9 protein-coding genes are annotated in these 8,786 nt (G+C 68.6%); 8 read left to right on the forward strand and 1 reads right to left on the reverse strand.

The window, feature by feature from the left end:
* The first annotated feature begins 125 nt into the window (after positions 1-125).
* Together P3W85_RS06855 and P3W85_RS06860 are read left to right on the forward strand one after the other, a co-directional pair.
* The gene (locus P3W85_RS06855; RefSeq protein ID WP_276264218.1) at positions 126-368 is read left to right on the forward strand and encodes a hypothetical protein; all 243 of its coding nucleotides are present in this window, start codon (positions 126-128) and stop codon (positions 366-368) included.
* Positions 352-1,236 carry a response regulator transcription factor gene (locus P3W85_RS06860; RefSeq protein ID WP_276264219.1) on the forward strand — a complete coding sequence of 295 codons (885 nt, stop codon included), beginning with the start codon at positions 352-354 and terminating at the stop codon, positions 1,234-1,236. Before P3W85_RS06855 ends, P3W85_RS06860 begins: the two co-directional genes overlap by 17 nt.
* Positions 1,237-1,281: 45 nt before the next feature.
* Here the strand turns inward: P3W85_RS06860 and P3W85_RS06865 are convergent, their stop codons facing one another.
* Entirely contained in the window at positions 1,282-2,202 is a 921-nt protein-coding gene (locus P3W85_RS06865; protein WP_276264220.1) for a LysR family transcriptional regulator, read from the reverse strand.
* Between the two features lie 212 nt (positions 2,203-2,414).
* Here P3W85_RS06865 and leuC point away from each other — a divergent pair, with 212 nt between their 5' ends.
* The 6 genes from leuC (at position 2,415) to P3W85_RS06895 (ending at position 8,582) form a co-directional block, all read left to right on the forward strand.
* Positions 2,415-3,833: a 3-isopropylmalate dehydratase large subunit gene (gene leuC, locus P3W85_RS06870; RefSeq protein WP_276264221.1), complete on the forward strand. Its 1,419-nt coding sequence runs from the start codon at positions 2,415-2,417 to the stop codon at positions 3,831-3,833.
* Positions 3,826-4,476: a 3-isopropylmalate dehydratase small subunit gene (leuD, locus tag P3W85_RS06875; RefSeq protein ID WP_276264222.1), complete on the forward strand. Its 651-nt coding sequence runs from the start codon at positions 3,826-3,828 to the stop codon at positions 4,474-4,476. The genes leuC and leuD overlap by 8 nt, the downstream gene beginning before the upstream one ends.
* A 17-nt stretch (positions 4,477-4,493) precedes the next feature.
* A complete protein-coding gene (locus tag P3W85_RS06880) occupies positions 4,494-5,378 on the forward strand; it encodes an alpha/beta fold hydrolase (RefSeq protein WP_017224563.1) in 885 nt (294 codons plus the stop codon).
* Between the two features lie 114 nt (positions 5,379-5,492).
* Positions 5,493-6,134 carry a TetR/AcrR family transcriptional regulator gene (locus P3W85_RS06885; RefSeq protein ID WP_017224562.1) on the forward strand — a complete coding sequence of 214 codons (642 nt, stop codon included), beginning with the start codon at positions 5,493-5,495 and terminating at the stop codon, positions 6,132-6,134.
* A 184-nt stretch (positions 6,135-6,318) separates the two neighbouring features.
* The gene (locus tag P3W85_RS06890; protein ID WP_017224561.1) at positions 6,319-7,287 is read left to right on the forward strand and encodes a Bug family tripartite tricarboxylate transporter substrate binding protein; all 969 of its coding nucleotides are present in this window, start codon (positions 6,319-6,321) and stop codon (positions 7,285-7,287) included.
* Between the two features lie 104 nt (positions 7,288-7,391).
* Entirely contained in the window at positions 7,392-8,582 is a 1,191-nt protein-coding gene (locus P3W85_RS06895) for a M24 family metallopeptidase (RefSeq protein ID WP_276264223.1), read from the forward strand.
* The last annotated feature ends 204 nt before the right edge of the window (positions 8,583-8,786 follow it).

Here is an 8,786-nt window from a genome sequence, read left to right on the forward strand (position 1 = left end):
CACCACCTCGATCAGTTCCGCCTCGCGCACCGGCTTGCTGATGAAGGCGAAGTGCCCATGCGTGGCGCGCGCTGGCGGGCGCCGCACCGCGCGAAGATGCGCAGGTGCAGACGGGCGCAGCCACCATGACGGCGATGGATGGCGCTGTTATCGATGCCCATGGCGCGCCCGCGCCGGAACTGCTGCGTGAACTGCTGCTGCTTGGCGCCACTGGCCGACAGCGCGCGCTCGAGGCGCAACTGGCCGAGCTGGCCGACGGCACCGACGCCGCCTCGGCCTGGGCGGCACGCATGCTGGTGCTGGCCCGCACGGACGGTGCCGCATTGACACACTCTCTCGGCGAGGCGCTCCATGACTCCCGCTCCTGATCTGCAGACCCGCGTGCTGGTGGTGGACGACAACGCCGATGCGCGCGGCTTCCTGGCCCGAGCACTCGGCGGCGAGGCCATGGCGGTGCATGCCGCACACAGCGGCGACGCCGCGCTCGCTGCGCTGGCATTCTTCGAGCCCGACGCGGTGCTGCTCGATGTGGACATGCCGGGCATGGACGGCTTCGCTACCTGCGCGGCGATGGTGGACCGCCATGCGGACCTGCCGGTGATCTTCATGACCGGGCTGGGCGAGACCGGGCACATCGTGCGCGGCTTCGAGGTGGGCGGGTGCGACTACGTGACCAAGCCGGTGGCGGTTGCCGAGGTGGTGGCGCGAGTGCGCTCGCACGCCGCCAAGGCACGTCTGGCGCGCAGCGCACGCGAGGCCGTGCTGGGCAGCGCGGTGGCCATGCTGGCGGCCAGCGCGGGCGGGCAGCTGATGTGGATGAATGCCAGCGCAGCGGCCTTGCTGCAGGCACACGGCTGGGCGGCGGTGCCGCCGGGCGGGACGCTGGCGCCGCCGCTGGCGGGCGCGCTGCAGGCGCTGCAGGAGGACCCGGGCACGCAGGACTTGCGGCTGGGCGGCTTACGGCTGCGTCGGCTGACTGGCGTGACGGCGGGCGTGACCGTGGTGGAGCTGGCCGCGCAGGCAGCGGCGGGTGACGGTGCGGCGCCGGCGGAACTGACGCCGCGAGAGGCGGAAGTGATGGTATGGGTGGCACGCGGCAAGACCAATCGCGACGTGGCGGAGATACTCGGCATGAGCCCGCGCACGGTCAACAAGCACCTCGAGCACATCTACGAGAAGCTCGGCGTGGAAACGCGCACGGCTGCGGTGGCGGCCGCACGGCGCGGCCTGGCTTAGTATGCTGCCCGGCCAGCCGGTGCGCCGCCGCCGCGCCAAGCGTTGCTACCAACCGCTATAAGGCGCGTCCGGCACACGGTGCGCCGCGAAGCGCTCTGCCAGGAAATCGACGAAGGCGCGCACCTTGGCGGTGAGGTGGTCGCGCGTGAGAAACACCGCGAACACGTCGGCCGGCGGCGTTGACCAGTCGGGCAAGACCTGGCGCAGCCGTCCGGACCTGAGCATCGGCGCGACCTCCCATTCCGAACGCATCAGGATGCCGTGGCCCTGCAGGGCCCAGCCGAGTGCCGCTTCGCCATCGTTGGTGCTGGCCGGCCCGCGCACCTTCACGGTTTCCTGGCGGCTGGCCGAGCGCAGGTGCCAGGTGCCATAGGTGGCGTCGCTTTCCCGGAGCACGATGCAGCGGTGCTGCTGCAGTTCGCGCGGCGAAGCCGGCTCGCCGTGGCTGGCCAGGTAGCGTGGCGCCGCGCACAGCAGGCGGCGGTTGTGCGCGATGGGCCGGGCGGCGAGGCGGGCGTCGGGCAGGTCGCCCACGCGGATGCCGACATCGAAGCCGGCTTGCGCCAGGTTGAGCGGCCGGTCGGTGAGTTCGAGCTGCACTTCCACCTCCGGGCAGGCCAGCAGGAACGCACCCACCGCGGGCGCCACATGGCGCCGGCCAAAGCCCAGCGTGGCGTTGACCCGCAGCAGGCCGCGCGGCGCCACCCGGCTGCCGGCCAGTCCCTGTTCCAGTTCTTCCAGTTCGGCCAGGATGCGCGCGCCCTGCGCCAGGTAGGCCTCACCCTCCTGGGTCACGCTCAGGCGGCGCGTGGTGCGGTTGAGCAGGCGCACGCCGAGGCGTGCCTCCAGCGCCGTCAGCCGCTTGCTGGCGGCGGAGGGCGTGATGCCGAACTGCTGCGCCGCGCCCACCAGGCTGCCGCGCTTGACCAGCGTGACGAAGAAGGCGAGGTCGGAGAAGGTGTCCACGTTGCGATGCCCCTGGAAGCGATCGGATTCACGGAATGATTCGTGAATAAAAAGAATGAATGAAAGTCCGACAATGAAATTATAGCGATGGATTCAATGGTTAAACTGCCAGCCATCGCGTCTGGAGGCACGACGCGCGAGTCTTCATGGCGATCCTCCCCAGCCACGTTCCGACTCACCTTCTCTCCTTCCATCTTCATGCAGGCTGTCCCATGCCAGGCCTTACCCTTTACCGCAAGCTGGTGGATTCGCACACCGTGGCCGCGCTCGATGCCGACCACGTGCTGCTCTATGCGGATCTGCACCTGATGAACGAATACACCAGCCCCCAGGCCTTCGCCGGGCTGGCCGCGCAGGGCCGTGGCGTGCCCGCGCCGGGCCAGCAGGTGGCGGTGGTGGACCATGTCATCCCCACCCATGCCGAGCACCCGCGCCGCATCCAGGATCCGGCCTCGGCGCTGCAGGCGCGCAACCTGAAACGCAACTGCGAAAGGCACGGCATTGCGCTGTTCGATACCGACGATGCGCTGCAGGGTATCGAGCATGTGATCGCGCCCGAACACGGCATGATCCGGCCGGGCATGGTGGTGCTGTGCGGCGACAGCCATACCACCACTTACGGCGCGCTGGGCGCGCTCGGCTTCGGCATCGGCACGTCGGAGGTGGAGCATGTGCTGGCCACGCAGACGCTGGTGTACCGCGTGGCGAAGGCCATGCGCGTCCGCGTGGACGGCGTGCTGCCGCGCGGCGCTACCGCCAAGGATCTGATCCTGCATATCATCAGCCGCATCGGCGCGCAGGGCGCACGCGGCTACGTGGTGGAGTTCGCGGGCCCGGCCATCGATGCGCTGTCCATCGAAGCGCGCATGACCCTGTGCAATATGACCGTGGAAGCCGGTGCGCGCGGCGCGCTGATCGCGCCGGATGCGGCGGCCATCGGCTACGTGCTGGCGCGGGCCGCCGATATCGATGCGCCGATGCGCGAACGCGCGCTGGCGTGCTGGCAGCAGTTGCGTTCCGATCCGCACGCGCGGTTCGACAGCGAGCTGGTGTTCGATGCCGGCGTGGTGGCGCCGTATGTGAGCTGGGGCACCAGCCCTGACCAGGCCATCCCCATCGACGCGCGCGTGCCGCTGCCCGCCGATGCCGTGGACGACGTGGCGCGCGCCGCCGCCGTCAAGGCGCTCGACTATATCGGCCTGCAAGCGGGCGCCACGCTCGAAGGGTTGCCGGTGCAACGCGTGTTCATCGGCTCCTGCACCAATGGCCGCATCGAAGACCTGCGTGCGGTGGCCGCCATCGTGCGTGGGCGCAAGGTGGCCGGGGGCGTGCGCGCGATGGTGGTGCCGGGCTCCGGCGCGGTGCGCCGGCAGGCCGAGGACGAGGGCATCGCGCGGGTGCTGCAGGAGGCCGGCTTCGAATGGCGCAAGCCGGGCTGCTCGATGTGCCTGGCCATGAACGACGATATGCTCGCCCCGGGCGAGCGCTGCGCCTCCACCACCAACCGCAATTTCGAGGGACGCCAGGGACGCGCCGGGCGCACCCACCTGATGAGTCCCGCCATGGCCGCCGCCGCGGCGCTGACCGGCTGCATTACCGATGTACGCCGCCTGGAGCAAGCCGATGCCTGACCGTGATTCCGGCTTGATCGCCGCCCTTGGCGCACCCCTGCCCATCGGCAATCTCGACACCGACCAGATCATGCCCAAGCAGTTCCTGCGCATCATCGACAAGGCGGGACTGGACCGTGGCCTGTTCTACGATATGCGCTTCGACGCGCAGGGCGAGCCGCGCCCCGGCTTCGTGCTCAACCAGCCGCGCTACCGGGGCGCCGGCGTGCTGGTGGCCGGCCCGAACTTCGGCTGCGGCTCGAGCCGCGAGCATGCCGTGTGGGGGCTGCAGCAGGCCGGCATCCGCGCGGTCATCGCGCCGAGCTTTGGCGAGATCTTCTATTCCAACGCCATCAACAACCGCCTGCTGCTGGTGATGCTGCCGCAGGCGGAGGTCGATGCCCTGATGGCCGAAGTGTCGGGCGAGGCGCCGGTGCGCATCGAGCTCGATCTCGATGCGATGACGGTAAGGGCGGGCGCTTTCCATACCGTCTTCACGCTGGCCGAGCGCCATCGCAAGCTGTTCCGCCAGGGACTGGACATGATCGGCGCGACGCTATCGCAGCAGGCGCGGATCGCGGCGTTCGCGCAGCGGCATCACCGGGAACAGCCCTGGCTGCAGGACGTCGCCGCCAAGACCATGGCGCGGCTGGCCGCTGCCTGAGAAGACAAGGAGACAACGTGTTTGAAGGTTTTACGCAGCACCGCATGCCTTGCGGCGACGTCGAGATCCATGCGGTGGTTGGCGGGCAGGGCCCCGCTTTGCTGCTGCTGCACGGCCATCCGCAGACGCATGTGATCTGGCACAAGGTGGCCGCCGCGCTGGCGCGGCATTTCACGGTGGTCGCCACCGACCTGCGCGGCTACGGCGATAGCGGCAAGCCCGCGGGGCTGCCGGACCATGCCAACTACAGCAAGCGCAGCATGGCGCGGGACCAGGTGGCGGCCATGCGCGCGCTGGGCTTCGCGCGTTTCCTGGTGATGGCGCACGACCGCGGCGCGCGCGTGGCCCACCGCATGGCGCTGGATCATCCGGATGCCGTACGGCGGCTGGTCACGCTGGATATCGCGCCTACGCTGGCGATGTACGAGCAGACCAGCCTGCAGTTCGCGCTGGCGTACTACCACTGGTTCTTCCTGATCCGGCCAGCGCCGTTTCCGGAGACGCTGATCGAGGCCGACCCGGCGCTCTACCTGCGCAGCACCATGGGCAGCCGCAGCGCCGGCCTGGCGCCTTTCACCGAGGCCGCGATGGCGGAGTACCTGCGTTGCCTCAGCCTGCCGGGCGCGGCGCATGGCTTGTGCGAGGATTACCGCGCCAGCGCTTCGATCGACCTCGAGCACGATCGCGCCGACCTGGCCGCTGGGCGCAAGGTCGAGTGCGACATGCTCGCGCTATGGGGCGAGCAAGGTGCGGTGGGCCGCTGTTTCGCGCCGCTGGAAGAGTGGCGCAAGGTGGCGCGCCGCGCGAGCGGCAAGAGCCTGCCGTGCGGGCACTATATCGCCGAGGAAATGCCGGAACTGCTGCTGGAGGAGACTTTGCCTTTCCTGCTGGCCGGCGCCTGAGGCAGGGCGGCAACTGCGGCGGCATTTTGGCGCGGCACGGATGCATGGCGAAGCGGGCTGGCTTACACTCGCTGTCTTCGCACCCGTGCCAACCGAACGCGTTCCGTCCTGCCCATGCCGCCCCGCAAGCCCACTGCCGCCACCGAAACCCTTGCGGAAAGCCGCGCTACCAGCGACCAGGCCATCCAGCTGCTCGACAGTGCCGTGAATCACGTGATGGAGCATGGCATCGGCGACCTGTCGCTGCGCCATATCGCCGAAGCGGTCGGTACCAGCCATCGCATGCTGATCTACTATTTCGGCTCGGCCGACCAGTTCTGGGAGGCGGTGCTGCGTCGCATCCGCCATGCCGAGCTGGATGCGCGCGCCAGCCTGGCCGCCACCGAAACCGATCCCGCCCGGGCGTTGGAGGTGGCCTGGGCGCGCTATTCGGCGGACAACTACCTGCCCATCATCCAGTTGCTGTTCGAGATCTATGGCCGTGCCATCCGGGATCGCGAGCGCTTTCACATCTTCCTGGACGATGTCATCGGCAGCTGGACCGGCGCGCTGACCGAGCGCTTTCACAAGCAGCTGGGCTTGAGCACGGGCGAAGCCAGGCTGCGGGCGCGCATCGAGGTGGCCACGGTGCGTGGACTGCTGCTTGACCTGGTCACGACGGGCGATCGCAAGGGCACCACCGCCGCGCTCAAATACTTCGCCCGCATGCTCAACGCCCCCAGGGCGCAGGACGGGAACCCCGACCCCGAAGCCTGAATCCCGCGCGGCGCCGCGACCGGCGCTGCCTTCTCCGTTTCACGATCGCGCCGGATTTTCTCCGGTCTGCAAGACCGCAAACGCTGCGTTTCATCCGTATCTTGCTTTTGATGTACCACGTGGTACAGTAAACCGGAAGCACTGGCGGACAGGTGCCGTTTCCGGGCCGTGAAAGGAGATCGAGGTGGAGAGACGCAAGCTGCTGTTGGGTGCCGCGCTGGTCGCGGCTGGATTGTCATGCACGGGCCTGGCCCAGGCGCAGGCCTGGCCGCAGCGCCCCGTGCGGCTGGTGGTGCCGCAGGCAGGCGGCACCGGCAACGATGTGCTGGCGAGGGCGCTGGCCGAGGCGCTGGGCAAGCGCTGGGGCGGCAGCGTCGTGGTGGAAAACAAGCCCGGCGCCAACGGCGTGCTGGCGATCAGCCATGTGTTGCAGCAACCTGCGGATGGCCACACGCTGTTCTTTGCCGGCGTCTCCAACCTGGCCTTCAATCCCTTTCTCTATCCCGCGCTGCCGTATGTTCCCCAGCGTGACCTCGCGGGCGTGGCCATGCTGGCGAACTCGCCCTTCGTGCTGGTGGTCGCGCCATCGCTGCATGCGGGCAGTTTCGCCGAGTTCGTGCGCATGGCCAAGGCTCGGCCCGGGGCGATCAGCTATGCCTCCGGCGGTATCGGCAATTCGACGCACCTGGCCATGGAACTGGTAGCCGAGCGTGCCGGCATCAAGCTGATGCATGTGCCGTTCAACGGCGCCGGTGGCTCGACCAGCCTGATGTCGGGCGAGACCCCCGCGATGATGAATGTGGTGGCGGGCGTGCAGCCCTATATCGCCGGCAAGAAACTGGTGCCGCTGGCGGTGACCGGCGAGCGGCGGCTTGCCGCGCTGCCGGATGTGCCCACTTTCAAGGAACTCGGCTACGACGTGGCGGTGCCGGGCTGGTACGCCATCGTGGCGAAGGCGGGCACCCCGCAGGCGCTGGTGCAGAAGATCAACGCGGATATCAATGCCGCCATGGACGAGCCGGCGTTCAAGGACAAGCTTGGCTACCAGTTCCTCGACCCCATCAAGGGGCCCCCGGCCGAGGTGGAGCGCTATATGCGGCGCGATGCGCAGACCTGGGGGCCGCTGATCCGCAAGCTCGGTATCGCGCTATAGGCGGTGTTGCAGGCGCTGCCGCAGGTGCCGCAGGCGCGCGGCTCGCCGCAAGATTCGCCGCAGCATTCTTCAACGACATCCCACACGGGAACAAGGAGACTTTCATGCCCCAGATCACCACGGCCGTACGCGACTATCGCCTCGCCATGATGCACAGGCTGATGGATCGCCTGCGCGTCGACGCGCTGGTTTTCGGCACGCCTGACTTTTTCCAGTTCGCCACCAACTTCCAGCTCGATGTCTGGCCGTGGGAGCGGCCGGTGTTCGTGTTCGTGCCGCGCAACGGCGAGCCCTTCGCGGTGATGAACGAACTGTCCACCAACCACATGCGCCTGTGCACCGAGAAGGACAAGGTGTGGCTGCGCGACGTGACCTACTACGCCGAACATCCGCGCGTTTCGCAGCGGCTGGCGCTGGCGCCGCAGTTGCCTGAAGTGGTGGCCTCGCTGCTGGCTGCGCACGGACTGGCGGGCTCGCGCATCGCCGTGGACCTGCCCCATCCGATCCTGGCGGCGGCGCAGCGCTACCTGCCGGAGCTCACGCTGCGCCCGGCGCTGGGCGAGATGCGCGGCATGCGCTGGGTCAAGCATGCGGAGGAACTGCAGGTGATGCGTGAACTGGGCGCGCTGACCGACTGGGTGCAGGACCGCTATCGCGAGAACATCCGCCCGGGCCGCCTGGTGCAGGAGCTCGACCATGCCATGTCGGCGCTGATGGTCGAGGAGGCGGCGCGCCGCTTTCCCGGCGAGGATTTCGACATCCTCAAGTGCTGGACGCTGACCGGGCCGGCCTCGGCTTCGCCGCATGGCGACGGCGCCGCGTGCGGTGCGCGCATCGCCGCCGGCGACACGGTCGTCAACCTGATCCTGCCGCGGCTGAACGGCTACTACGTGGAGAACGAACGGACGTGGTTCTGCGGCCGGCCGGACGAGCGCCAGGCCCGCTGCTACCAGGTCGCCGCCGAGGCCACCGATGCCGCCGTGGCCGCCGCGGTGACCGGCCGCCGCGTGTGCGATATGGATGCGGCCGCGCAGGCGGTGATCGAGCGCGCCGGCCTGGGCGAATATATCTTCCACCGTACCGGACACGCGGTCGGTCTGATGCTGCATGAGTATCCGGAAGACATGGCTTTCAATACGCGGGCACTGCTGCCGGGCGAAGTCTACTCGGCCGAGCCTGGCATCTATGTCTACGGGCTGGGCGGCTTCCGCCTGGACGATACCGTGGTGGTAGGGGAGCGCCCGGAAGTGATCGTGACGACACCGAAGACACTGGAGTACGCCACGGTGGCCTGACGCGCCGTGCCCTGGGTTGGGTCCGGTCAAACATACATTCGCGGATGGATGTATAATTCCGGCTTGATTCGCTTGTCCCCCGAGCGTTTGTTGCGGAAATTGACTATGACTTACCGTTTTATTGCCGGATGCCTTGGCGCCTGGCTTGCGATCTGCGTGACCGCGGGCTGGGTGGTGGAGCGTCTCTGGTCCTGAGGCTCAGGC

The sequence above is a fragment of the Cupriavidus basilensis genome, from assembly GCF_029335485.1.
Taxonomy (GTDB): domain Bacteria; phylum Pseudomonadota; class Gammaproteobacteria; order Burkholderiales; family Burkholderiaceae; genus Cupriavidus; species Cupriavidus basilensis_E.

What these genes read in the sequence shown, in the direction of transcription:
- P3W85_RS06855 (WP_276264218.1), top strand. Translation starts at nt 126, where the DNA reads ATGACGGCGATGGATGGCGCTGTTATCGATGCCCATGGCGCGCCCGCG.
- P3W85_RS06860 (WP_276264219.1), top strand. Translation starts at nt 352, where the DNA reads ATGACTCCCGCTCCTGATCTGCAGACCCGCGTGCTGGTGGTGGACGAC.
- leuC (WP_276264221.1), top strand. Translation starts at nt 2,415, where the DNA reads ATGCCAGGCCTTACCCTTTACCGCAAGCTGGTGGATTCGCACACCGTG.
- leuD (WP_276264222.1), top strand. Translation starts at nt 3,826, where the DNA reads ATGCCTGACCGTGATTCCGGCTTGATCGCCGCCCTTGGCGCACCCCTG.
- P3W85_RS06885 (WP_017224562.1), top strand. Translation starts at nt 5,493, where the DNA reads ATGCCGCCCCGCAAGCCCACTGCCGCCACCGAAACCCTTGCGGAAAGC.
- P3W85_RS06895 (WP_276264223.1), top strand. Translation starts at nt 7,392, where the DNA reads ATGCCCCAGATCACCACGGCCGTACGCGACTATCGCCTCGCCATGATG.